The organism is Micromonospora nigra (assembly GCF_900091585.1).
Classification (GTDB): Bacteria; Actinomycetota; Actinomycetes; order Mycobacteriales; family Micromonosporaceae; genus Micromonospora; species Micromonospora nigra.
Genome location: NZ_FMHT01000003.1, coordinates 5360450 through 5383121, shown reverse-complemented (window position 1 = coordinate 5383121; position 22672 = coordinate 5360450). Strand labels below are relative to the sequence as shown.

At 73.7% G+C, this 22672-nt stretch carries 24 protein-coding genes and 1 riboswitch; of the genes, 3 read left to right on the top strand and 21 right to left on the bottom strand.

The genetic code is table 11. The annotated features are described in order from the left end of the window. Nucleotides 1–28: 28 nt before the first annotated feature. The 8 genes from pheS to GA0070616_RS23695 all read right to left on the bottom strand — a co-directional run bounded on the left by pheS (nt 29) and on the right by GA0070616_RS23695 (nt 5554). A complete protein-coding gene (gene pheS, locus GA0070616_RS23730; protein WP_091087509.1) occupies nt 29–1096 on the bottom strand; it encodes a phenylalanine--tRNA ligase subunit alpha in 1068 nt (355 codons plus the stop codon). Between the two features lie 219 nt (nt 1097–1315). Continuing rightward, entirely contained in the window at nt 1316–2113 is a 798-nt protein-coding gene (locus GA0070616_RS23725) for a TrmH family RNA methyltransferase (RefSeq protein WP_091087506.1), read from the bottom strand. 72 nt (nt 2114–2185) lie between these two features. Continuing rightward, nucleotides 2186–2578, bottom strand: coding sequence for a 50S ribosomal protein L20 (gene rplT / locus GA0070616_RS23720; protein WP_091087503.1), 393 nt, complete (start codon nt 2576–2578; stop codon nt 2186–2188). 32 nt (nt 2579–2610) lie between these two features. Then, entirely contained in the window at nt 2611–2805 is a 195-nt protein-coding gene (rpmI, locus tag GA0070616_RS23715; RefSeq protein WP_091087499.1) for a 50S ribosomal protein L35, read from the bottom strand. Between the two features lie 20 nt (nt 2806–2825). Then, complete coding sequence (infC, locus tag GA0070616_RS23710) at nt 2826–3476, bottom strand: translation initiation factor IF-3 (protein WP_091087496.1); 651 nt, start codon at nt 3474–3476, stop codon at nt 2826–2828. Nucleotides 3477–3821: 345 nt separating this feature from the next. Further along, nucleotides 3822–4286, bottom strand: coding sequence for a PH domain-containing protein (locus GA0070616_RS23705; RefSeq protein ID WP_091087492.1), 465 nt, complete (start codon nt 4284–4286; stop codon nt 3822–3824). A 113-nt stretch (nt 4287–4399) separates the two neighbouring features. Next, on the bottom strand, nt 4400–5245 hold the full coding sequence (hisG, locus tag GA0070616_RS23700; protein WP_091087487.1) for an ATP phosphoribosyltransferase: 846 nt from the start codon (nt 5243–5245) through the stop codon (nt 4400–4402). A gap of 45 nt (nt 5246–5290) precedes the next feature. Next, nucleotides 5291–5554, bottom strand: coding sequence for a phosphoribosyl-ATP diphosphatase (locus GA0070616_RS23695; protein ID WP_091091480.1), 264 nt, complete (start codon nt 5552–5554; stop codon nt 5291–5293). Between the two features lie 160 nt (nt 5555–5714). Here GA0070616_RS23695 and GA0070616_RS23690 point away from each other — a divergent pair, with 160 nt between their 5' ends. Further along, nucleotides 5715–6560, top strand: a complete 846-nt coding sequence (locus GA0070616_RS23690; protein ID WP_091087483.1) for an ABC transporter substrate-binding protein — start codon at nt 5715–5717, stop codon at nt 6558–6560. A gap of 10 nt (nt 6561–6570) precedes the next feature. Here the strand turns inward: GA0070616_RS23690 and ribH are convergent, their stop codons facing one another. The 7 genes from ribH to rpe form a co-directional block, all read right to left on the bottom strand. Then, nucleotides 6571–7071, bottom strand: a complete 501-nt coding sequence (gene ribH / locus GA0070616_RS23685) for a 6,7-dimethyl-8-ribityllumazine synthase (RefSeq protein ID WP_091087480.1) — start codon at nt 7069–7071, stop codon at nt 6571–6573. Nucleotides 7072–7073: 2 nt separating this feature from the next. Beyond that, nucleotides 7074–8339: a bifunctional 3,4-dihydroxy-2-butanone-4-phosphate synthase/GTP cyclohydrolase II gene (locus GA0070616_RS23680; protein ID WP_091087476.1), complete on the bottom strand. Its 1266-nt coding sequence runs from the start codon at nt 8337–8339 to the stop codon at nt 7074–7076. A gap of 64 nt (nt 8340–8403) precedes the next feature. Then, nucleotides 8404–9102 carry a nicotinamide riboside transporter PnuC gene (pnuC, locus tag GA0070616_RS23675; RefSeq protein WP_091087470.1) on the bottom strand — a complete coding sequence of 233 codons (699 nt, stop codon included), beginning with the start codon at nt 9100–9102 and terminating at the stop codon, nt 8404–8406. Further along, a complete protein-coding gene (locus tag GA0070616_RS23670; protein ID WP_091087467.1) occupies nt 9102–9788 on the bottom strand; it encodes a riboflavin synthase in 687 nt (228 codons plus the stop codon). Before GA0070616_RS23670 ends, pnuC begins: the two co-directional genes overlap by 1 nt. 2 nt (nt 9789–9790) lie before the next feature. Continuing rightward, nucleotides 9791–10846, bottom strand: coding sequence for a bifunctional diaminohydroxyphosphoribosylaminopyrimidine deaminase/5-amino-6-(5-phosphoribosylamino)uracil reductase RibD (gene ribD, locus GA0070616_RS23665; protein WP_091087462.1), 1056 nt, complete (start codon nt 10844–10846; stop codon nt 9791–9793). 162 nt (nt 10847–11008) lie between these two features. Next, nucleotides 11009–11180, bottom strand: a riboswitch (FMN riboswitch). A 57-nt stretch (nt 11181–11237) separates the two neighbouring features. After that, the gene (locus tag GA0070616_RS23660; protein WP_245712868.1) at nt 11238–12218 is read right to left on the bottom strand and encodes a response regulator; all 981 of its coding nucleotides are present in this window, start codon (nt 12216–12218) and stop codon (nt 11238–11240) included. Nucleotide 12219: 1 nt separating this feature from the next. After that, nucleotides 12220–12900 (bottom strand): ribulose-phosphate 3-epimerase, encoded by a 681-nt coding sequence (gene rpe / locus GA0070616_RS23655; protein WP_091087456.1) that lies wholly within the window; start codon nt 12898–12900, stop codon nt 12220–12222. A 257-nt stretch (nt 12901–13157) separates the two neighbouring features. Here rpe and GA0070616_RS23650 point away from each other — a divergent pair, with 257 nt between their 5' ends. Together GA0070616_RS23650 and GA0070616_RS23645 are read left to right on the top strand one after the other, a co-directional pair. Further along, a complete protein-coding gene (locus tag GA0070616_RS23650; protein WP_091087452.1) occupies nt 13158–14045 on the top strand; it encodes a septum formation family protein in 888 nt (295 codons plus the stop codon). Between the two features lie 81 nt (nt 14046–14126). Then, nucleotides 14127–15026, top strand: coding sequence for a septum formation family protein (locus GA0070616_RS23645; protein ID WP_425412969.1), 900 nt, complete (start codon nt 14127–14129; stop codon nt 15024–15026). A gap of 85 nt (nt 15027–15111) precedes the next feature. On the opposite strand, the gene GA0070616_RS23640 is transcribed toward GA0070616_RS23645, so the two are convergent. From GA0070616_RS23640 to metK, 6 genes are all read right to left on the bottom strand, one after another. Then, complete coding sequence (locus GA0070616_RS23640; protein WP_245712867.1) at nt 15112–16671, bottom strand: RsmB/NOP family class I SAM-dependent RNA methyltransferase; 1560 nt, start codon at nt 16669–16671, stop codon at nt 15112–15114. After that, nucleotides 16668–17594, bottom strand: a complete 927-nt coding sequence (gene fmt / locus GA0070616_RS23635; protein ID WP_091091474.1) for a methionyl-tRNA formyltransferase — start codon at nt 17592–17594, stop codon at nt 16668–16670. The genes GA0070616_RS23640 and fmt overlap by 4 nt, the downstream gene beginning before the upstream one ends. A 7-nt stretch (nt 17595–17601) precedes the next feature. Then, entirely contained in the window at nt 17602–18162 is a 561-nt protein-coding gene (gene def / locus GA0070616_RS23630; RefSeq protein ID WP_091087445.1) for a peptide deformylase, read from the bottom strand. Nucleotides 18163–18298: 136 nt separating this feature from the next. After that, a complete protein-coding gene (locus GA0070616_RS23625) occupies nt 18299–19282 on the bottom strand; it encodes an AAA family ATPase (RefSeq protein WP_091087442.1) in 984 nt (327 codons plus the stop codon). Nucleotides 19283–19498: 216 nt separating this feature from the next. Beyond that, nucleotides 19499–21481: a primosomal protein N' gene (locus GA0070616_RS23620; RefSeq protein ID WP_091087440.1), complete on the bottom strand. Its 1983-nt coding sequence runs from the start codon at nt 21479–21481 to the stop codon at nt 19499–19501. Next, nucleotides 21478–22671: a methionine adenosyltransferase gene (gene metK / locus GA0070616_RS23615; RefSeq protein ID WP_091087436.1), complete on the bottom strand. Its 1194-nt coding sequence runs from the start codon at nt 22669–22671 to the stop codon at nt 21478–21480. The genes GA0070616_RS23620 and metK overlap by 4 nt, the downstream gene beginning before the upstream one ends. Between the last annotated feature and the right edge of the window lies 1 nt (nt 22672).

The following is a 22672-nucleotide window of genomic DNA, read 5'->3' as shown; positions in this document are numbered from 1 at the left end:
CGTCTTTCGTGACTCGACCCGCAACGTCCTACACCCCGGTCCCGAACGCGCGGGTGAACCGCGCGTCGCCCTCGGCCATGTCCCGCATGTCGCTGACCCCGTGCCGGAACATCACCGTCCGGTCGATGCCCATCCCGAAGGCGAATCCGGAGTAGACCTCCGGGTCGATGCCGCAGGCCCGCAACACCCGCGGGTTGACCATGCCGCAGCCGCCCCACTCCACCCAGCGGGGGCCGTCGCGGTGCTCCGGGAACCACACGTCGAACTCGGCCGACGGCTCCGTGAACGGGAAGTAGTGCGGGCGGAAGCGGGTCTTCGCGTCGGGCCCGAACATGGCCCGGGCGAAGTGGTCGAGGGTGCCGCGCAGGTGCGCCATGGTGATGCCCTCGTCGACCACCAGGCCCTCGACCTGGTGGAAGACCGGCGCGTGGGTGGCGTCCAGTTCGTCTGTGCGGTAGACCCGACCCGGGCAGATCACGTAGATCGGCGGCTTACGCGACAGCATGGTGCGCGCCTGCACCGGCGAGGTGTGGGTGCGCAGCACGAGGCCGCTGCCCTCGGGTGCGATGTGGAAGGTGTCCATCAGGCCGCGCGCCGGGTGGTCGGCGGGGATGTTCAGGGCGTCGAAGTTCGTCCACTCCAGCTCGACCTCGGGGCCCTCGGCCACCTCGTAGCCCATCCCGACGAACAGGTCGCTGATCTGCTCCATGAGCACGCTCAGCGGGTGCCGCGCCCCACGTGGACGCCGGTCGTGCGGCAGCGTGACGTCGACGCGCTCCTCGACCAGCACCCGGGCGGCCTGCTCCCGGTGCAGGACCTCGGCGCGGGCGGCGTACGCGGCCTCGACGGCCCGCCGGGCCTCGTTGACCCGTTTGCCGGCGTCGGCCTTCGCCGCCGGTGGCAGGGCGCCGATCTCGCGGCGCGCCAGGGACACCGGGGACCGGTCACCCAGGTGCGCCGGGCGCAGCGCGGTCAGCGCGTCCGGGTCGGTCGCGGCGGCGAACGCCGTCCCGGCCTCGGCGACGGCCTCGGCCAGGGCGGCCGGGTCGAGCAGGGCGACCTGCTTCGGGTCGTACGGATCGTTGCGGTAGCTCATGGCGTACGGGCACTCCCTCACGGCGGCACCGGCCCTCGTCGGGCGGCGAAGCGAGTCTACGGACGCGCGGCTGTGCCGCAGCCCGCCGGTGGGAGTTGCGCAGGGAGCAGGATCAGGCCCGCCGCCCGCCGACACCGGCGGGCTGGGTAAACGAACGCCGTGGCGCGTTCATGGGCGGTTGCTCTCCCCTGTCGTGTGCTGGCGGGACCTCGTGGAGGGTCACCGCTGCGCTCTCGCTGAAGCGTACAGGCAGACGGCCGCGGCCGCAGCCAGGTTCAGGCTCTCGGCCTGCCCGTGCAGCGGCACCCGTACCCGGGCGTCGGCGGCGGCGGTCAGCTCCCCGGGCAGGCCGTGGGCCTCGGAGCCGAACAGCCAGGCCGTCGGCGCGGCGAGCCGACCCGCGTCGGTCAGGTCGTCCAGGTCGTCGTCGCCGTAGCCGGTGGTGGCGAGCACGGTGAGGCCGGCGGCGCGCAGCCCGTCGACCACCGCCACCGGGTCGGCGGCGCGGACCACGTCGACGTGGAACAGGCTGCCGGCGGAGGCCCGCACGCACTTGCCGTTGTACGGGTCGACGGCGTCGCCGGCGAACACCACCGCCCCGGCCCCGGCGGCGTCGGCGGTGCGCAGGACCGTTCCGGCGTTGCCCGGGTCGCGGATCCCGGCGAGCACGGCCACCAGTCGCGGCCCGCGCTCCAGGGCGTCGTCCAGGGGTACGTCGAGGTGCCGGCAGACCGCGACCAGGCCCTGCGGGGCGACGGTCTCGGCGAGGGCGGCCAGGGCCTCGTCGGTCACCTCGGAGACGGGCAGGTCGGCGCCGGCCGCGCGGGCGGCCAGGTCGGCGTACCGGTCGAGGGCCGCCGGTGTGCCGAACAGCTCGGTGACCGTGCCGGGGCGGTGCAGGGCCTCACGGACCGCCTGCGGTCCCTCGGCCAGGAACCGGCCGGTGGCCTCCCGGTCGCGGCGGCGGTGCAGCCGGCGGGCGGCCACCACCCTGGGGGTACGCGGTGTGAACGGCATCGGTGTCCTCGTCACACGGCGAGGCGTCCCCCGTCGTGGACGGAGGACGCCTCGTCGTCGATACGCAGGGGATCAGGCGGCCTGGGCCGCGGCGCCACCGGTGCCCTCGGCCGCGACGGCGGCCCGGGCCAGCTCGACGATCGCCGCGAACGAGGCGGCGTCGTTGACGGCCATGTCGGCCAGGATCTTGCGGTCGACCTCGATGCCGGCCAGGCGCAGGCCCTGGATCAGGCGGTTGTAGGTCATCCCGTTGGCGCGGGCACCCGCGTTGATCCGCTGGATCCACAGCTGCCGGAAGTCGCCCTTGCGGTCGCGACGGTCCCGGTAGGCGTACTGCATCGAGTGCAGCACCTGCTCCTTGGCCTTGCGGTACAGCCGGGAGCGCTGACCGCGGTAACCGCTCGCGGTTTCCAGCAGGGTACGGCGCTTCTTCTGGGCGTTCACAGCCCGCTTGACGCGTGCCATCTCAACTCCTTCTTGGGCTCAGGTGGCGCGCGTCAGCGGCCGAGCAGCTTCTTGATGCGCTTGACATCGGCCTTGGCCACCTCGACCGTGCCGGTCAGCCGACGGGTCCGGGTGGAGGACTTCTTCTCCAGGTTGTGGCGCAGGCCGGCCTGCTGGGCAACGATCTTGCCCTTGCCGGTCACCCTGACCCGCTTACCCATCCCCGTGTGGCTCTTCATCTTGGGCATGTGAAACGTCTTCTCCCCTGTTACTCGCCGCTGTTGTCGGCGACGGTGCCGGTGTCACCGGCTGCTGCGGTCTCGCCGGCCGCCGGGGCCCCGCCAGCTTCCGGAGCGGCGGACTCGTCCGCCGTCCGGTCCCGGGCGGCGCCACGGGACGCCGTCGCGGCGACCGCGGATGCCTTCACGGCCCGGTGCGGAGCGAGAACCATGATCATGTTTCGGCCGTCCTGCTTCGGGGCGGCCTCGACGTATCCCAGCTCCGTGATCTCGGACTCGAGCCGGCGCAGGAGCCGGTATCCCAGCTCCGGGCGGCTCTGCTCCCGACCGCGGAACATGATCGTCACCTTGACCTTGTCGCCCGCCTTGAGGAACCGCACCACGTGACCCTTCTTGGTCTCGTAGTCGTGCGGGTCGATCTTCGGCCGGAGCTTCATCTCCTTGATGACGGTCTGCTGCTGGTTACGCCGCGCTTCGCGCGCCTTCAGTGCGCTCTCGTACTTGAACTTGCCGAAGTCCATGAGCTTGCACACCGGCGGGCGCGCCATCGGCGCAACCTCGACCAGGTCCAGATCGACGTCCGCGGCCAGCTGAAGGGCGCGCTCCAGCGGGACGATGCCCACCTGCTCACCCTCGGGGCCGACCAGTCGGACCTCACGTGCCCGGATCTGCTCGTTCACGCGTGGTTCGACGCTGATGGGGCCTCCTCGAGTCGAAAACTCCTGCACGGCCGACCCCGCGGCTCCCGGGTGGGAACCGACCCCGGAAAGCAGAAGGCCCCGGCACATGCCAGGGCCCGCTCGACCGGTCGGCACGATCACAGGATCGCGCATCCGGCCTCGGAGAGTATCCGAAACCGGTGACCGGACCCGGCCACCGTGGCGGCGACTACGGGTGGGAGCAGGCGCTCCACTTTCATGGCGGCCTTCGGCGCACGATTCCGTGCACACGGAGACAGCCTGGTCGACCCCACCACACTACACCCTGCCCGCCGGATCCTCGTCGCCGGGGCACGGACGAAGAGTTCACGCACCTCCGGCGACGACCGACGCGTGGGCCCGGTGCAGCCGGCGCAGAGCGCGCACGCCGTCCACGGCGTGGTCCTTGTCGACGGCCTGCAGCGCCAACACCGGCAGCAGCTCGTCGTCGTGCAGCTCCAGCGAGGCCCACGGCGCACCCCGGTCGAAGCGCACGCCCCGGACGACCTCCCACGGCACCTCGGACCAGCCGATCAGGTTCCGCACCCGCACCCCGCGCCCGTCGGCCTCCACCCTCGGTCGGGTGAAGGCCAGCACCCCGAGGGAGAACAGCACACCGAGCCCGGCCAGGGCGACGCCGTCACCGCGCTGGAAGGTGCCGTAGCCGTTGCCGGTGGACCCGCTCAGCGAGACGGCCATCGCACCGAACAGCACCAGCAGGGCGGCGGCCGACACCCAGCAGACCAGCCGGACACGGCGGGGCTTGACACGGACCGGCTCGACAGCGCTCACCCCACCAGTCTGCCACCCGCCGGGGGTCGTCCGTCGCCACCCCGCGGCACCGGGCACCGGTGTCACGGCCGGCAACGCGACAGCCGCCACCCCGACCCGGCCGGGCACCGGCGTCACAGCCGGCAGGCGTGGATGTTGGTCACCAGGATGGCGCGGGCACCCAGGTCGTACAGCTCGTCCATGATCCGGTGGACGTCGTCGCTGCGTACCATCGCCTGCACGGCCACCCAGCCCTCACGGTGCAGCGGGGAGACGGTGGGCGACTCGATTCCCGGCGTCAGCGAACTCGCCCGGTCGAGCAGGCCCGCGGGCACGTCGTAGGCGAGCATCACGTAGCGGCGGGCCACGAGCACGCCGTGCAGCCGGCGCAGCAACTGTGCGGACTGCGGGTGCACGGGGGCCTCGGTGCGGCGCACCAGCACGGCGGAGGACCGCAGCAGCGGCTCGCCGAAGACCACGAGACCGGCCTGGCGCAGCGTGGTGCCGGTCTCGACGACGTCGGCGACCACGTCGGCGACGCCGAGCCGGATCGCGTTCTCCACCGCGCCGTCGAGGCGGATCACGTCGGCCTTGACGCCGAGCTCGGCCAGGTGCCGTTCGACCAGCCCCGGGTACGCGGTGGCGATCCGGTGGCCGCCCAGCTCCCGCACGTCGTCGACGTCCTCGGGGCGGGCGGCGAACCGGAAGGTGGCCCGGCCGAAGTCGAGGTCCACCACCTCCTCGGCCGGAGCACCGGAGTCGATCAGCAGGTCCCGGCCGGTGATCCCGACGTCCAGGTCACCCGAGCCGACGTAGGTGGCGATGTCCTTCGGGCGCAGGTAGAAGAACTCGATGTCGTTGCCCTCGTCGCGGCAGACGAGGTCCTTCGGGTCGGTGCGCTGGCGGTAGCCCGCCTCGCGCAGCATCTGGGCGGCCTTCTCGGCCAGGGCGCCCTTGTTGGGTACGGCGACACGCAGCATGGTGGGAGTGCTCCTTCGATCAGGTCGGATCAGCGAGGGGCGCACTCACAGATGTCGGTAGACGTCCTTGAGGTCGAGGCCGCTGGCGAGCATCAGCACCTGGACCTGGTAGAGCAGTTGGGAGATCTCCTCGGCGGTGCGTTCCGGCCCCTCGTGCTCGGCGGCCATCCACGATTCGGCGGCCTCCTCGACGACCTTCTTGCCGATGAAGTGCACCCCCCTGTCCAGCGCGGCGACCGTGCCCGAGCCGGGGGTGCCGGCGGCGGCCTTGGCCTGCAGCTCGGCGAACAACTCCTCGAACGTCTTCACCCCGCGATTCTCCCAGCCGACCGTGGGCCGCTCACACCGGGTCCGCACCCGGTCAGCGGCCACGGCGACCGGCGTCGATGGGTCGCGTCGATGGACGGCTACCGTCGACATACTGGGAAGATCGTCGACGGCATCGAAGGGTGCCTCTACGCTGTCCGCCATGGCCAGCACATCCCGTACCGTCGCGCTCATCGTCGCCGGCGCCGCCCTGCTCGCGGCCACCGCCTGCACACCGCCGGAGGTGGCGACCACCGCCCCCGAGGCCACCGCGTCGTGCACCAAGGACAGCCTGCCCACCCGGACCCCCGGCACGCTCACCGTCGCCACCGGCGAGCCGGCGCAGCGGCCGTGGTTCGTCGACGACAGGCCCACCACCGGTGAGGGTTTCGAGGCCGCCGTGGCCTACGCGGTGGCCGCCCGGCTCGGGTACGCCCGCGACGAGGTCACCTGGACCCGGGTGCCGGCCGACGCCGCCCTCGCGCCGGGGCCGAAGACCTTCGACGTCGGTGTCGACCAGGTGGCCATCAGCGAGGAGCGCAAGCGGTCCGCCGACTTCTCCGCGCCCTACTACCTGGTACGACAGACCGTCGTCGCCGTGAAGTCCTCCCCGATCGTCGGGAAACGGTCCCTGGCCGACCTGCGGGACGCCCGCCTGGGCGCCCGCGCCGGCAGCACCGGCGAACAGGCGATCACCGACCTGGTGGAGCCCACCACCCGGCCCCGCCTGTTCGACAGCGACGAGGCCGCCGTGCAGGCCCTGCGCGGCGGCCAGATCGACGGGCTGGTCGTCGACCTGCCCACCGCCTTCGCCCTCCCCGACACGGTCGTCGTCGGGCAGCTGCCCCAGGTGGGTGCCCCGCAGGCGTTCGGGCTGCTGCTCGACCGGGACTCCCCGCTGACCGGCTGCGTCAGCGCCGCCGTCGGCCAGCTCGCCGCGGACGGCACGCTCAAGCAACTGGAGCAGACCTGGCTGGTCGAAGCGGCACGGGTGCCCGAGCTGCGGTGAGGCGGCCCGGTCAGCCGCCGAAGCCGAGGCGCTGGGCGGGGCCGGCGGACACCGTGCGGATCGCCACGGCGGCGTCGAGCGCGGCCACCGTCGCCGCCCAGCCCTTGTCCTCCGCCGAGCCGGGCAGCCCGGCCCGATCCCTGGCCTGCTCGATCGTGTCGACGGTGAGGACCCCGTGCGCCACCGGCCGGCCCTCGTCCAGCGCCACCCGGGTCAGGCCGTCGGTGACCGACCGGCACACGTAGTCGAAGTGGGCCGTCGCCCCGCGCACCACCACGCCGAGAGCCACCACCACGTCGCAGCGGCGGGCGAGGGCCTGCGCCACCACCGGCAGCTCCACCGAGCCGGCCACCCGCGCCACCACGGTGGCGGCACCGCACGCCTGCGCGGCGGCGACGGCACGGCCCAGCATGTGGTCGGTCAGCTCACCGTGCCACCGCGCAGCGACCACGCCCACCGTCATCCCGGTGGCGTCGACCGTGCTCACCCCCGGTTCGCCGAAACCCGCCATCGCTACGCTCCGATCTCGTCGCCGGCGACCGGGCGGCCCATGGGAGCCTCGGTCACCTCGTCCAACTGCTCGATCAGGTGACCCATCCGGTCCCGCTTGGTGCGCAGGTAGCGCACGTTCTCCGGGTGCGGTCGCACCGGCAGGCCCTCCCGCCCGGTGACGGTCAGGCCGTAGCCCTCCAGCCCGGCCCGCTTCGCCGGGTTGTTGGTCAGCAGGCGCATCGAACGCACCCCGAGGTCGTAGAGAATCTGCGCGCCGGTGCCGTAGTCGCGGGCGTCGGCGGGCAGGCCGAGGTCGAGGTTGGCGTCGACGGTGTCGCGGCCCTGGTCCTGGAGCTGGTAGGCCTGCAACTTGTGCAGCAGGCCGATCCCGCGCCCCTCGTGGCCGCGCACGTACAGCACCACGCCCCGGCCCTCGGCGGCCACCCGGCCCAGGGCCGCGTTCAGCTGGGGGCCGCAGTCGCAGCGCACCGAGCTGAACACGTCTCCGGTGAGGCACTCCGAGTGCACCCGGACCAGCACGTCCCGCCCGTCGCCGAGGTCACCCATGACCAGCGCGACGTGCTCGGCCGGGTCGTGCGCGGCGCGGTAGCCCAGCGCCCGGAACACGCCGTGCTCGGTGGGCATGCGGGCGTCGGCGACCAGTTCGACCTGCTTCTCCGTACGCCGCCGGTAGGCGACCAGGTCGGCGATGGTGACCAGGGTCAGGGAATGCTCGGCGCAGAACTTCTCCAGATCCGGCAGCCGCATCATGGTGCCGTCGTCGTTGACCAGCTCGCAGAGCACCCCGGCCGGGCGCAGTCCCGCCAGCCGGGTCAGGTCGACGGCGGCCTCCGTGTGCCCGGGACGGCGCAGCACCCCGCCCTCGCGGGCGCGCAGCGGCACCACGTGCCCCGGCCGGGCCAGGTCGACCGGGCCGGTGGCGGGGTCGGCGAGCAGCCGGATGGTGTGCGCCCGGTCCGCGGCGGAGATGCCGGTGCTCACCCCCTCCCGCGCGTCCACGGTCACCGTGTACGCCGTGCCCCGCCGGTCCTGGTTGGTGTGGTGCATGGGCGGCAGGTCGAGCCGGTCGCACTCGCTCTCGGTGAGCGGCACGCAGATGAAGCCGGACGTGTGGCGCACCGTGAAGGCGACCAGCTCCGGCGTCGCCAGTTCGGCGGCGAAGATCAGGTCGCCCTCGTTCTCCCGGTCCTCGTCGTCGACCACGACGACGGGCCGGCCGGCGGCGATGTCCGCCACCGCCTGGTCGATGCTGGCGAACGCTGTCATGCCGGTACTCCGTTCCGCTGTGCGCCACCGTGGGCCGCACGTCCTGACCTGATGCTCCGCTCGCTCATGCGACGGCCTCCGAGTAGGTCGACGGGATCGGGGCGCGGGTCGTCGCCACGAGCCGCGAGGTACGCCACCAACTGGCGAGGCCCCAGGCGCAGAACGCGCCGTAGACGAGGTACATCACCGCCGAGGGATAGAACCCGCCGCGCAGCAGCAGCGGCACCCCCACCGCGTCGACGGCGATCCAGATCAGCCAGAAGTCCACGAGGCCGCGCGCCATGCCGTAGGTGGCCAGCAGGCTGCCGGTGAGGATCCAGGCGTCCGGCAGCGGACCCCAGGAGCCCAGCGCGGCCAGCACCGGGTACGCCACGGCGGTGCCGGCGACGGCGGCGACCAGCAGACCCAGTCGTTCCCGGCCGGTGGCCCAGCGCGGCGCCACCGCCGCCCCGTCGGGTGCCGCGCCGAGGCGACGGGTACGCGACCACCGCCACCAGCCGTAGAGACTGACGGCGAAGAAGAACAACTGCCGGCCCGCCTGCCCGTACAGGTCGTGTGCCTGCGGGGTGGCGAACGCGCCGCCGAGGAAGACGGTGAACAGCAGCGCGTTGCCGACCATGCCGACCGGCCAGGCCCACACCACGCGGCGCAGGCCGAGCAGCGCGGACCCCAACCCGAAGACGTTGCCGACGACCTCCCGGACCAGCACCGGCGAGCCGGCGACCTCGACCTGCGCGGTCAGCAGCCAACCGAGGGGGCCCATCAGGCCGCCCCGCCCGCACCGTCGAGTCCGGCGACCGCCGGTGTCCCGGCGGTGACGCCCGGCAGGTCGACGGGCGGACCGGCGGCATCGGCGGACCGGGCGCCGAGCAGCCGCTCGACGTACTTGGCCAGCACGTCCACCTCCAGGTTCACCGGGTCGCCGACGCGGCGGGCACCGAGGGTCGTCAGCGACAGGGTGGTGGGGATCAGCCCGACGGCGAACCAGTCCGGGCCGACCTCGGCCACGGTGAGCGAGGCCCCGTCGACGGTGATCGAGCCCTTCTCCACGACGTACCGGGACAGGGCGGCGGGCATCCGGAAGCGGACCGTCTCCCACCGCGCGGCCGGCTCGCGGGACAGCACCTCGCCGACCCCGTCGACGTGCCCCTGCACCAAATGGCCGCCGAGGCGGCTGCCCAGCGCGGCGGCACGCTCCAGGTTGACCCGGTCGCCGGGGCGCAGCCCGCCGAGCGCCGAGCGGCGCAACGTCTCGCCCATCACGTCGGCGGTGAACACCCCGGCGTCGACGTCGACGACGGTCAGGCAGACGCCGTTGACCGCGATCGAGTCGCCGTGCCGGGCGTCCGAGGTGACCAGCGGGCCACGGACCGCGACCAGAGCCGAGTCCTGCGCCGTCGGGGTCACCCCGACGACCTCACCCAGTTCCTCGACGATGCCGGTGAACATGCCTAGCCCTCCCTCTTCCGGGGCAGCGCGGTGATCCGCAGGTCGGGGCCGACCTGCGTAACGTCGGTGATCTCCAGGTCGATGGCCTGGGCGATGGTGCTCACCCCGGCGTCGACCAGGGCGGTCGGACCGGCACCGAGCAGCCGGGGCGCGACGTAGCCGACGACCCGGTCGACCAGGCCGGCGGCGAGGAACGCCCCGGCCAGGCGGGGCCCGCCCTCCAGCAGGACCGCCCGCACGCCCCGGTCGTGCAGGGCGGCGAGCAGCGCCGGCAGGTCCACCCTGCCGTCGGGCCCGGCACCGACCTGCGCGGCGGTGGCGATCCAGGTGGGGGCGGCGGCGTCGCGGACCCGGGCGTCGGCGGGGGTACGCCCGGCCGAGTCGACCACCACCCGCAGCGGCTGCCGGATGGCCAGGGTGCCGTCGCGCAGGTTCCGGGCGGTGAGCCGGGGGTTGTCGGTGAGCACGGTGCCCACCCCGGCGACCACGGCGTCGACGGTGCCGCGCAGGGCGTGCACGTCCATCCGGGCCGCCTCGGAGGTGATCCACATGCTGGTGCCGTCGGCCGCGGCGGACCGGCCGTCGAGGGTGGCGGCGTACTTCCAGATGACGTACGGCCAGCCCCGCCGCGTGGCGGTGAGCCAGGCCACGTTGCCGGCCTCCGCCTCGGCGGCGCGTACCCCCAGTTCGACCTGGATCCCGGCGGCGCGCAGGGTGGCGGCACCGCCGGAGGCGACGGGGTTGGGATCCGGCACGGCGATGACCACCCGGGCCACCCCGGCGTGGACCAGCGCGCTGCTGCAGGGGCCGGTGCGCCCGGTGTGGTCGCAGGGTTCCAGGGTGACCACGGCGGTGCCGCCCCTGGCCCGACGGCCGGCCTGCGCGAGGGCGACGATCTCGGCGTGCGGGCCACCGGCGTAGGCGTGGAAACCCTCACCGACCACCTCGCCGTCGGCGTCGAGCAGCACGCAGCCCACGACGGGATTGGGGCTGGTCGTGCCGAGTCCCCGCGCGGCGACGTCGATCGCGCGCCGCATCGCCTCGTCGACGGAGACCATGCCCTGCCCTGCCCTCTCGCTCGCCGGCCGGCGCGCGGGCGGTGGGAGTCGTCGGCCATAGGGGCCGCGGACACGCGGCGGCGGAGATCCGGGTACGGCGGGGCCGCCCCGGCGGGCGTGGGCACGCTGGGGTCAGCGGCCTGGGCACGGCCCGTCCGTCCCGCGCGCTGTCTCCCATCCGGACTGTCTGGGGCGGGTAGGCCCGCCCCAACCGTCGGCCCCGGAGTTTCACCAGGTCCACCGGGCGGACGAACCGCTCCCGGGTCGCGGGCTTACCACGGTCGGACCGTGGATCACCGCCGGTTCGGAATTACACCGAGTCCCGCCAGCGCGTGGTGGGTACTACCCGAAGTCTTGCACGATCGCAGCGGCGTTTCATCTTCCGAACGGGCTACTTCACATGTCGGTGATGTGGATCACCGACACCGCGCCGCCGATCGACGGCCACGTACGAGCCGGGCTGGCTCTTGGCCACCGTCTTCATCTCGGAGGCGACCGTCATCGCGTCCAGCGGATCGGCGATGCGCTTGTCGGTGTTCGACACGGCCACCCCGATGGACAGCGTGACCAGGGCCGCGCGACGGATGTTGCCCCGGCGGTCCTTCAACTCGACGTAGCCGCGTTCCCGGTCGACCGGGTCGTACAGCGCGTCGGCGGCCTTCTCGAAGTCGGCCGACACCCGGGAGGTCAGCGGGAGCACCTGGTCGGGGGTGCAGACGAAGACGAAGTCGTCGCCGCCGACGTGGCCGAGGAACGCCGGCGGCAGCCCCACCGAGACCACCGCCCGGTGCAGACTGCGCGCCAGGGCGGAGATGTAGTCGTCGCCGCGGACGAAACCGTACCGGTCGTTGACGCTCTTGAACCGGTCGATGTCGATGTAGCCGACCGCGTAGTCCGAGCCGCTGCGGACCCGGTCGGCGATCTCCCGCCGGATCCGGCTGTTGCCGGGCAGGCCGGTCAGCGGGGAGACCTCGCGGAACTCCTTGTTGCGGCGCAGCGTGGAGCTGACCCGGGCCACCAGTTCGGCGGTGTCGAAGGGCTTGACCAGGTAGTCGTCCGCGCCGGCGCTGAGGCCGTGCACCTTGTCGACCGTCATTCCCTTGGCCGTCAGCATGATCACCGGCAGAGCCGCGGTCATCGGGTCGGCGCGCAGCCGTCGGGTCAGTTCCATGCCGTCGACCCGCGGCATCATCAGGTCCACGACCGCCAGATCCGGCCGCTGCCGCTCGATGAGGTCCAGCGCCTCCTGCCCGTCGCCGGCGATGACCACGTCGAAGCCGTGCAGGCGCAGGTTGAACTCGACGAACCGGGCGATGTCCCGGTCGTCGTCGACGACCAGGATGACGTCCTTGCGGTCGTCGGCCGACTCCACCTCAGGCCCCGCCGGCCGCACGTTCCGCGAGCGCCCGCAGCTTGCGCACGGCCTCGGCGGGGTCGTCGGCACCGTAGACGGCGGTGCCGGCGACGAACGCGTCGGCGCCCGCCTCGGCGGCCTGGGCGATCGTGTCGGCCGCGATGCCGCCGTCGACCTCGATGCGCAGTTCGAGGTGGCCGGCGTCGGCGTGCCGGCGGGCGGCGCGGACCTTGTCCAGCAACTGCGGGATGAAGCGCTGCCCACCGAACCCGGCCTTGATCGTCATGACCAGCAGCGTGTCGAAGCTGGGCAGCAGGTCCAGGTACGGCTCGATCGGCGTGTCCCGGTCGATGGCCAGCCCCGCCTTCGCGCCGGCCGCCCGCAGGTCCTTGGCCAGGGCCACCGGGTCGTCGCACGCCTCGGCGTGGAACGTGACGTTGTACGCCCCGGCGTCGGCGTACCCCGGAGCCCAGCGCCGCGGGTCGTCGATCATCAGGTGCACGTCGAACGGCAGCCGGGTCGCGGCACGCAGGCTCTGCACCACCGGCAGGCCGATGGTCAGGTTCGGCACGAAGTGGTTGTCCATCACGTCCACGTGCAGCCAGTCCGCGGCGTCCTCGACGGCACGGACCTCTTCGGCGAGGCGGGCGAAGTCGGCGGCGAGGATGCTCGGCGCGACGATCAGCGGCGGTACGGTCACCGGGCCAGTGTACGAACGTGGTCACCCACCGCCGGCAGCCGGCACCATCTGGGACGCCCCGTGACCCGGCGGTGACCAGTGGTGCAGAATGAGCCGTCTTGAACGGGAATTCCGGCGATGAGGCATCTGCGACTGGCCGAACGCCCGAAACCCGACAAGACTCCATCGGGGACGGTGACGGAGGTAGCAGGCCCCAGGGCGGGTACGTCGCGCGGTCCGCGACGACCGGGGGCCGTCAGCTCCGGAGAGGGCGGACGATGCGACGGTGGCTCACGGCGTTGGCACTGGCCGGCACGGCGACGCTCCTGCTGACCGCCTGTGTCCGGCCCGGCGGCGCCGACGGCGACCTGGTCGACGACTGGCCGGCACTGGCCGCACCGCAGATGTTCGTCCCCGTCACCGACGTCTGCCTGCCGCGGACCACCGCCGTCGTGCAGGCGGCGACGTACGAGACGGTCGACTGCGCCCGCAGTCATCTCGCCGAGACGGTGCACGTGGGCTTCTTCACCGGCCCCGAGGCGGCGGGCCCCCGCCCCGAGCCGGGCACCCCGACGCTGCGCGGCGCCCGCGCCGAGTGCGACCAACGGGCCCGCCTGCTGCTCGGCGGCGACTGGCACACCGCCCGGCTGACGCTGACCATCGCCCTGCCGTCCGGGCCCGCCTGGAAGGGTGGGGCCCGATGGTTCCGCTGCGACCTGAGCGAGACCGACAGCATCGACAACACCCGCCCGGTCAACCGCACCGGCAGCCTGCGCGGGGCGATGATCGGCGACTCGCCACTGCTGCACCGCTGCTTCGATCCGAAACTGATCGGCGAGAACCTCAACTACATGGCCCCGGTGCTGTGCACCGAGCCGCACCGCGCCGAGTTCGTGGGCGTCTACCTCGAACGGGACATGAGCTGGGAGGAGTTCACCCGCTCCGCGGCGCAGGCCCACCGGCGGTGCATGACGCTGATCGCCGCGTTCGCCGATGTGCCGGACAACCGTGAACTGCCCTACCGTGCCGGGTCCATCTTCTACCCCCCGTCGCAGCGCGAATGGGAGGAGGGCGACCGTGGGGTCCGGTGCTTCCTGTGGAGTGACGACCGCAAGCTGACCCGCTCCGTGCGGGGCGTGGGGCCGAAGGGACTGCCCATCACCTGAGCCCCGTGCCGTATGCTGCCGCTCCGTGGCACACATCGACCGGCGGGGGCGGTGCGGCCCGACCACGGGAGGTCGACGAGGATGCGACGCTGGTTGAGGGGTCTCGCGCTGGGCGCGGTGGCGGCACTGGCAGCGACCGGCTGCTCGACGACGCCCACCGGCACCGACGGTGACCTGGTCGACGACTGGACGGCGATCGGCACGCCCGTGGCCTTCGTACCGGAGGCCGGGGTCTGCCACTCGCACGCCCAGGAGGTCGGCTACCTCAGCGCGTACACGCCGGTCGGCTGCGACAGCAGCCACCGGGTGGAGACCCTGCACGTCGGCACCCTCAGTGACGCGCACGCCGCCGGCGGCACTCCCCCGGCGGTCGACTCGAAGGCCATGCGCGCCGCGCGTGCCGAATGCGACCGGGAGGCCGGCAGGGCCCTGGGCGCGGACTGGCGTACCGGCCGCATCGGCCTGGCCGTGGTGTTCCCCTCCCCCGACGCCTGGACGGGCGGCTCGCGCTGGTTCCGCTGCGACGCCTCGGAACTACGCGCCTTCGACGAGTCGGGGGTGGTGCTGCGCACCGCCAGCCTGAAGGGCGCGTTGACCGGCGACTCACCGCTGCGGCACCGCTGCTTCAACCCGAAGCTGAAGGCGAGCGACATCACGGAGATGGTCGCCGTCTCCTGCACGAAGAAGCACACCGCCGAGTTCGTCGGCGTGTGGCAGGCCCCCGACACCAGCTACGCGGCGTTCCGCAAGGCCGGCGAGCGGACCCACAAGGCCTGCCTGAAGGTGATCGCCCGCTACGCGAAGGTGCCCGACGACGGCAACATCCGGTACCGCGCCGGCACCATCTACTACCACCCCTTCGAGCGGGAGTGGAGCAGCGGCAACCGCGGCGTGCAGTGCTTCCTGTGGCTCAGCGGCAAGAACCTCACCCGGTCGGTGAAGGGCGCCGGCACCAGGGGCCTGCCGATCAACTACCGCTGACTTCCGCTCCGATCGGCTACCGGCCCTCGGGACGACGGCCGACGACGTGTGCGGTGCGGGCCGGCGGCCCGCACCGCACGTCGACTCAGGTTCGGCGCAGGACCGCCAGGAACATCGCGTCGGTGCCGTGCCGGTGCGGCCACAACTGCACCGTCGGCCCGTCACCCAGCCCCGGCATACCCGCCGGCAGCAGCGGGCGGGCGTCGACGAAGTCCACCGGCACCCCGCAGCGGCGGGCCGCCTCGGTCACCGTCACATGGGTCTCCACCGTGTGTGGCGAGCACGTCACGTAGGCCACGACACCACCCGGGCGGACCGCCCGCAACGCGGCGGCGAGCAGTTCGCGCTGCAACCGGGTCAGTGGCGGCAGATCCGACGGCTGCCGCCGCCAACGCGACTCGGGCCTGCGCCGCAGCGAACCCAGACCGGTGCACGGGGCGTCGACCAGCACCCGGTCGAAGTGCGCCTCCGGCAGCGACGGATCCCGGCCGACACTGCGGCCGTCGGTGTTCAGCACGGTCACCGGCAGCCCCCGGGTGGCCTGCTCCACCAGGCGGGCCCGGTGCTCGGCCACCTCGACGGCGGTCAGCCGGGCGCCGCGCCGCGCGGCGAGAGCACCGAGCAGACCGGACTTGCCGCCGGGCCCCGCACACAGGTCGAGCCAGCTCCCGTCCGGACCCTCGACGGGGGCCGCGGCGAGCGCGTCGGCGACGAGTTGGGAACCCTCGTCCTGCACGTGGGCGCGGCCCTCGGCCAGGGCCGGGAGGTCACCGGGCGCACCCCCGGCCAGGTAGACGGCGTACGGCGAGAACGCCCCGGGTACGCCACCGACCTCGTCGGCCAGCTCCACGGCATCGGCCAGCCCCGGTCGGGCGCACAGGTGCACCGGGGGGCGCTCGTTGTTCTCGATCAGCAGGCGGGTGGTCTCGCCCAGGTCACCGCCGAGCGCCTCGGTGAACGACCGGACGATCCACTGCGGATGGCTGTACGCCAGGGCCAGGTGCCCCGTCGGGTCGGTCTCCATCGGCGGGGCGAGGTGCGCCACCCAGGCCTCGGAGTCCCGGCCGGCCACCTCGCGCAGCACCGCGTTGGCGAAGCCGGTCGCGCCCGGCCCCACGGTTCGCACCAGGTCGACCGTCGAGGAGACCGCCGCGTGCGCGGGCACCCGCGTGTGCAGCAGCTGGTAGGCCCCGATCCGCAACGCGTCGCGTACCGGCGGGTCGATGCGTTGCACGTCGCGCCCGGCGGCAGCGGTCAGGATCGCGTCGAGGGTGCCCAGATGACGCAGGGTGCCGTAGGTCAGCTCGGTGGCGAACGCCGCGTCCCGACCGACCAGTCCCTCCTCCCGCAGGATCGACGGGAGCACCAGGTTGGCGTACGCGTCGTCGCGGTGCACCGCCGCGACCGCCTGGTACGCCGCGTACCGGGGCAGGTCGACGGCGGGGCGCCGCGGGCCGCCCCGGGGCGTACGCTCGCCGCGCCGGTCGCCCGTGGGCCGCTCGCCCCGGCCGAACCGGTCGCCCCCGGCGGGTCGGCCACCCGGACGCCCGGCTGACGACGCGTCGGCGGGTCGGAATCCGTGACGCTCCCCGACGGGCCGTTCGCCGCGCACACCACCGGCGGGCCTGTCGTCGCGGCCCGTCACGCGAACTGCTCCCCGCCCGCGACGCGGACGCCCCGCGCCCAGTCGGTCGCCGGCATCGCCTTCTTGCCGGCGGCGCGCACCTCGCCGAGCCGGACCGGACCGGTGGCCGTTCCGGCCAGCACCTGCGCCTTCTCGACCCGCAGCTCGCCGGGCTTGAGGCCGGCGTCGTCGTCGACGGGGGTCAGCGGGCCGAGCTTGACCCGGTCGCCCCGGAAGGTCGTCCAGGCACCGGGAGCCGGGGTGCAGGCCCGGACCCGGCGGTCCACCGCGAAGGCGGGTTCGCTCCAGCGCACCCGGGCGTCGTCCACGGTCAGCTTCGGCGCGAGGGACACCCCGTCGGCGGGCTGCGGCTCGGCCCGGGCGGTGCCGGCCTCGATCGCGTCGAGGACCGCCACCAGCAGCCCGGCCCCCGAGTCGGCCAGCCGGTCCAGCAGGTCTCCGGAGGTGTCGGTGGGACGGATCGCGTCGGTCAGGGTGCCGTACACGGGCCCGGTGTCCAGGCCCTCCTCCAGCTGGAAGACGCTGGCCCCGGTGAGCTCGTCGCCGTGCAGCACCGCATGCTGCACGGGCGCGGCACCCCGCCAGGCGGGCAGCAGCGAGAAGTGCAGGTTGATCCAGCCGTGCCGGGGGATCGCCAGGGCGACCGGCGGCACCAGCGCCCCGTACGCGACCACGGGCACACAGTCGGGGGCCAGCTCGCGCAGCCGGTCGAGGAACTCCGGCTCCCGAGGGCGGGCGGGGGTGAGCACCTCCACGCCGTGCTCGTCGGCCCACGCGCCGACCGGTGAGCGGGACAGCCCCCGGCCACGCCCGGCGGGGGCGTCCGGCCGGGTCACCACGGCCACGAGTTCGTGGCGGGAGGCGGCGACCGCCGCGAGGGCGGGGACGGCGACGGCCGGCGTACCGGCGAAGATCACACGCACCGGCGGCTCACCCACCCAGCCCGAAGGGACTGCCGACGGAGTGCGGGCTCACCTTCACCGTCGGTGGGGCGGCGTCGTCGTACCACTCCGCCTGGCGGATCGCCTTCATGGCCTCCTTGCGGCCGGCCGGGTCGAGCCGGTCGACGAAGAGCACCCCGTCGAGGTGGTCGGTCTCGTGCTGCACGCAGCGGGCCATCAAGCCGGTGCCGACGATCTGCACCGGGTCGCCGTAGCCGTTGAACCCCTTGGCGACCACGTTCTGCCGTCGCTTGGTGTCGAAGTAGAGCCCGGGGATGGACAGGCAGCCCTCCGGGCCGTCCTGTTCCTCCTCGTCGGGGAACTCCAGCACCGGGTTCACCAGGTGGCCGAGCACGTCGTCGACGTCGAAGGTGAACACCCGCAGGCCCACGCCGAGCTGCGGCGCGGCCAGGCCGGCACCGTTCTGCTCGCGCATCGTGTCGGTCAGGTCGGCGACGAGCTTGCGCAGCTCGACGTCGAAGTCGACCACCGGGTCGGCCGGCGTGCGCAGCACCGGATCGCCGAACAGACGGATGGGCTGAACGGTCACGCGGGGTGGCTCCTTCGATCGAAACGAGCTGGGCCGTTCCAGTCTACGGAGTGCCCCCGGACACCTGGGCCGGCGTACCGGCCCGGGACCGGTCGTGGATGGGGTGCCGGGCGGGGACGGAAGGACAGCCGCCGGGTCAGGCCGTCGCGCCGGGCTCCCCGGCCAGCACCGCGTCGCCGCCGAGCAGGGTGTGCGCCGGCAGCGGCAGGTCGATCCCGTGGGCGGCCTCCCAGTCGTGGATCACGCTCGGGCTGGCCTGGCGGGCGAAGTAGTCGACCGCGCTGATCCCGCCGACCACCGGCTCGTCGACCTCCGCGACCAGCAGGCCCGGCACCAGCCGGAACCCGCTGCGCAGCGCCGCGCTCAGCCGGCGGTGGCCGTCGACGACGAAGAAGTACTCGCCGGTGTAGCCGATCCGCAGCGGTTCCAGTGCCTCGTCGCCGGCGGCGGCGACCTCGCCCACGAAGTCCGACTCCCACAGGCCGCGCAGGGTCGCCACGTCCTCGGTCGGGTAGACGCGGGCGGGATCGAGCAGCAGCAGCGGCGGGCCGTCACGCAGCACCTCCGCGCCGAGGCGGCCCTCGTACGCGTCGATGATGTGCGTGATCACCTCTTCGGGGTTCGCCCGGGTGGTGTCGCAGACGAGGTCGTAGTTGCGCAGCCGGGCCTTGTCGACGCCGTAGCGGATGATGAACCGGCCGCGCTCGCTCTCGCTGCGCTCCCGGAGCCTGGCCTTCGCCTCCTCCAGCGAGGTGTAGCTCTCGGCCGGGCCCGAGGGGCGCAGCAGCACCCGGCGGGCCGCCTCGCCGGGCTCGGTGATCATGTGCACCTTGAGCGCGTCGGTGAAGAAGTGCCAGGCCAGGCGAGAGTCCATGACCAGGCGCTCGCCGGAGGCGGCGATGTCGCGCTGGAGCTGGTCGACGTACCCGTCGACGGCCTGGTCGAGCTCGGCGTGCAGGTTGAGCTGCAGGGCGGTCATCTGCCGTTCCTGCGCCATCTGCCGGTAGAGGTCACCCACGCTGACGCGGCGCAGTCCGAGCCGCTCGGCGATCTCCACCGACACCGTGCTCTTGCCGCTGCCGAGGTCGCCGTTGAAGACGATCGATTGACGGTCGGTCACGACTGGTCCACCCCTGATCACCGGCTGATTGACATCATCGACATCGCGCCGCACCGACGCTTCCCCGCCCTCGTCGCGCAGTCCGTGCGCCCGGCTTGACGGGCGATGCTATCACCTCCGCGTCGCCGCCATTCCCGACGCGGCCGGCACGTCAACGGCCGGTGACACCCACCTCACCGGGCGTGCCACCGCTACGGCGACCCGCCACGGCGGCAGTCAGAACAGGGCGAGCGGGTCGACCTGAAGGCGGACCGGGTCGGCGGCCTTGCGGGCGCTGCGGGCCGCCGCCGCCGCGCGCAGCGCCCCGGCCAGTTCCGCGGCCCGCCCCCGGGGAACCCGCACCAGCATCCGTTCCCGCTCACCGTCGGCCGGCACCGGGCCGAGCACCTCCGCGCCGTCGGGCAGCCGGGCCCCGGCCAGCAGATCGGCCACCGCCGCCGGTGCCCCGGTCACGCTGGCCATCCGCACCGCCGGGGGGAACCCCAGCTCACGGCGCTCCGCCAGCTCACGGGCCGCGAACCACGGGGCGTCCCAGCGCAGCAGTGCCTGCACCGGGGCGAGTCCGCCGTCGGCGACCACCACGACCCGGCCTCCCGCCGAGGCGGGCCGGGCCAGCGCGGCGGCGGCCAGCCAGCGGCGCAGCGCCTCCTCACCGGCCCGCAGGTCGGCCCGGGTGAGCAGCGCCCACGTGTCCAGCAGCAGCACCGCGCCGTAGCCGGACTCCGCGACCGGCTCGGCGCCGGGCGTGGCGACCACCAGGCCCGCGCCCGCCGGCACGGCCGCCAGGACCTCCTCTCGGCCGGAGGTCCGCACGGGCACCCCCGGGAAGGCGCGACCCAACTCCTCGGCCGTTCGGCGGGCACCGGTGACGGAGGCGCGCAGCCGCCGCCCGCCGCACTGCGGGCAGGCGTACGCGGCGGCCACCCGGCCGCACCACCGGCAGATCGGCGCACCCCCCGCCGACGGCAGCGCCAGGGGGCCGGCGCAGTGCGGGCACCGGGCGGGCGTCCGGCAGTCGGCACACGCCGTGGAGGGCAGGTAGCCCCGGCGGGGCACCTGCACCAGCACCGGCAGGTCGGCCCGCAGCGCCTCCCGGGCGGCCGTCCAGGCCAGGCTGGGCAGCCGGGCCGTCGCCGCACCCGGATCCCGGGCCAGTTGCGGATCGTCGCCGGTCGGGGCGACGGCGGGGGTACGCGCCCGCAGCACCGCCCGGTCGGCCACCACCTCACGGGCCCAACCCGTCTCCACCAGCAGGTGTGCCTCGGCGGTGCGGGTGTACCCGCCGACGAGGGCCGCCGCGTCGCCGAGCTGGGCGCGGGTGAGCAGCACCTCGCGGGCGTGCGGGTAGGGGGCCCGGGGTTCGGCGTGCAGGTCGTCCCCGTCGTCCCAGATGGCCACCAGGCCGAGCCGCGCGACGGGGGCGAACATGGCCGCCCGGGTGCCGATCACCACCGGCACGTCGCCGCGCCGGGCGGCGAGGAACGCCCGGTAGCGCCGCGCGGGCCCCAGCGCGGCGGACAGGCAGACGTGCCGGTCCGGTCCGAGGGTGACGGTCAGGGCCGCGTCGAGCCGGTCCAGGTCGCGGCCGTCGGCGACGACGACCAGCGCGCCGCGCCCGCCGGCCACGGCGGCGGCCACGGCGGTCGCGTACCGTGCCGCCCAGTCCTCCCCCGGCAGTGCCGACCAGACCGCGCGGGGGGCCCGCCCGTCGACAAGCGCCCGCAGCAGGGCCGGCCCGGTCGGGTAGTCCTCCCACCCCTCCACGTCGACCCGACCGCGCCCGACGGCGACGGAGGCGGCGGGTTCGGGGTCGGAGGTGGGTTCCTTCTCGACGCGGGCGTGCCGCGGCGGGACGGCCAGCCGCAGCACGTCGGCGAGACTGCCCGCGTACCGGTCGGCGACCGCCCGGGCCAACCGGGCCACCTCCGGGGCGAGCACCGGGACGGGGGACACCACCTTCTCCAGGTACGCCAGCCGGGGGTGGTCGGACCCGTCGACGCGCTCCAGCAGCCAGCCGTCGACCAGTTGGCCGGCGAAGCGCACCTTCACCCGCACGCCCGGCGTCGCCTCGTCGTCGAGCGTCGCCGGCACCAGGTAGTCGAAGGGCCGGTCCAGGTGGGCCAGCGGGACGTCCACGCAGACGCGAGCGACCGGCGACCCGTCAGCGGGTCGCCGGTCGCCTCGCCTGGTGCCGGTCAGGCTCCCGCGACCGACTTGAGGTCGGCGGCCCGGTCGGTGTTCTCCCAGGTCAGCTCCGGCAACTCCCGGCCGAAGTGTCCGTAGGCCGCGGTCTGCCGGTAGATCGGGCGCAACAGGTGCAGATCCCGGATGATCGCGGCCGGTCGCAGGTCGAACACCTCCGACACCGCCTTCTCGATCGACGCCACCGGCACCGTCTCCGTGCCGAACGTCTCGATGAACAGGCTCACCGGGTGCGCCTTGCCGATCGCGTAGGCGACCTGCGCCTCACACCGCTCCGCCAGGCCGGCGGCGACCACGTTCTTCGCCACCCACCGCATCGCGTACGCCGCCGACCGGTCGACCTTCGACGGGTCCTTGCCCGAGAACGCCCCACCACCGTGCCGCGCGTACCCGCCGTAGGTGTCCACGATGATCTTCCGGCCCGTCAGGCCCGCGTCACCCATCGGGCCACCGATCTCGAACCGGCCCGTCGGGTTCACCAGCAGGCGGTACCCCTCGGTGTCCAGGCCGAGGTTCTCCAGCTCGGGGGCGATGACGTGGTCACGCACGTCCGGGGTCAGCAGCGACTCCAGCGAGATGTCCGCCGCGTGCTGGCTGGACACCACCACCGTGTTCAACCGAACCGGGCGCAGCCCCTCGTACTCGATGGTCACCTGGGTCTTGCCGTCGGGCCGCAGGTAGGGGACGGTGCCGTCCTTGCGGACCGCCGACAACCGGAGCGCCAACCGGTGCGCCAGCGCGATCGGCAGCGGCATCAGCTCGGGCGTCTCCGAGCAGGCGAACCCGAACATCATGCCCTGGTCGCCCGCGCCCTGCGCGTCCAACGCGCTCTCCGACGCGCCCGTGCGCAACTCGAAGGCGTTGTCGACACCCTGCGCGATGTCCGGCGACTGCGCGCCGATGGAGACACTCACGCCACACGAGGCGCCGTCGAATCCCTTCTTCGACGAGTCGTAGCCGATGCCCAGGATCGTGTCCCGCACGATCGTCGGGATGTCGGCGTACGCCTTGGTGGTGACCTCACCGGCCACATGTACCTGACCCGTGGTGATCAACGTTTCGACAGCAACCCGGCTGTGCGGATCCTCCGACAGCAGGGCGTCCAGGATGCCGTCGCTGATCTGGTCGGCGATCTTGTCCGGGTGGCCCTCCGTCACCGATTCGGACGTGAAGAGGCGGCGTGTCACG

Coding starts and splice junctions, on each gene's coding strand:
- ribD (WP_091087462.1), bottom strand. CDS start 10,846: ATGGTCTCCGTCGACGAGGCGATGCGGCGCGCGATCGACGTCGCCGCG.
- GA0070616_RS23645 (WP_425412969.1), top strand. CDS start 14,127: ATGCGACGCTGGTTGAGGGGTCTCGCGCTGGGCGCGGTGGCGGCACTG.
- GA0070616_RS23680 (WP_091087476.1), bottom strand. CDS start 8,339: ATGACAGCGTTCGCCAGCATCGACCAGGCGGTGGCGGACATCGCCGCC.
- pnuC (WP_091087470.1), bottom strand. CDS start 9,102: ATGGGCCCCCTCGGTTGGCTGCTGACCGCGCAGGTCGAGGTCGCCGGC.
- hisG (WP_091087487.1), bottom strand. CDS start 5,245: ATGCTGCGTGTCGCCGTACCCAACAAGGGCGCCCTGGCCGAGAAGGCC.
- GA0070616_RS23725 (WP_091087506.1), bottom strand. CDS start 2,113: ATGCCGTTCACACCGCGTACCCCCAGGGTGGTGGCCGCCCGCCGGCTG.
- GA0070616_RS23650 (WP_091087452.1), top strand. CDS start 13,158: ATGCGACGGTGGCTCACGGCGTTGGCACTGGCCGGCACGGCGACGCTC.
- rplT (WP_091087503.1), bottom strand. CDS start 2,578: ATGGCACGCGTCAAGCGGGCTGTGAACGCCCAGAAGAAGCGCCGTACC.
- rpmI (WP_091087499.1), bottom strand. CDS start 2,805: ATGCCCAAGATGAAGAGCCACACGGGGATGGGTAAGCGGGTCAGGGTG.
- GA0070616_RS23670 (WP_091087467.1), bottom strand. CDS start 9,788: ATGTTCACCGGCATCGTCGAGGAACTGGGTGAGGTCGTCGGGGTGACC.
- ribH (WP_091087480.1), bottom strand. CDS start 7,071: ATGGCGGGTTTCGGCGAACCGGGGGTGAGCACGGTCGACGCCACCGGG.
- pheS (WP_091087509.1), bottom strand. CDS start 1,096: ATGAGCTACCGCAACGATCCGTACGACCCGAAGCAGGTCGCCCTGCTC.
- GA0070616_RS23690 (WP_091087483.1), top strand. CDS start 5,715: ATGGCCAGCACATCCCGTACCGTCGCGCTCATCGTCGCCGGCGCCGCC.